Origin of the sequence: Microbacterium sp. GbtcB4 (assembly GCF_019091465.1) — a bacterium.
In the GTDB taxonomy this organism is placed as follows: domain Bacteria; phylum Actinomycetota; class Actinomycetes; order Actinomycetales; family Microbacteriaceae; genus Microbacterium; species Microbacterium paraoxydans.
Genome location: NZ_JAGXJJ010000062.1, coordinates 1 through 291, shown reverse-complemented (window position 1 = coordinate 291; position 291 = coordinate 1). Strand labels below are relative to the sequence as shown.

Sequence of the window (291 nt, the reverse complement as noted above, 5' to 3'; positions counted from 1 at the left end):
GCCCGTCGAGCGCGCCCTCACGGGGGGCAGCGGCACCGGGGCGGAGCGGACCACCCTCGGGCACCCCCTCACCCACACCTCCGGGCTGCCGGCGGAGGGGCGCGAGTGGGGGGAGGGCGTGCGCGGGGACGAACTGCGTGCCCGCGGCCAGCGTCGGGCGCTCGGTGCCGAGCCGGGCGCTCGCCATCTGTATTCCGACGGCGGGTACATCGCGGCGGGAGACTGTCTGGAACGGGTCTCGGGGCGTCCGCTCGCGGCGCTCTGGGCGGAGGTGGCCACGGGGATCGGCGC

General features: G+C 78.4%; 1 protein-coding gene. It reads left to right on the top strand.

Annotated elements, in window-relative coordinates:
• Window positions 1–291 (top strand): serine hydrolase domain-containing protein (locus tag KVS71_RS17285; RefSeq protein ID WP_217585135.1); only part of this gene is annotated, 291 nt, incomplete at both ends.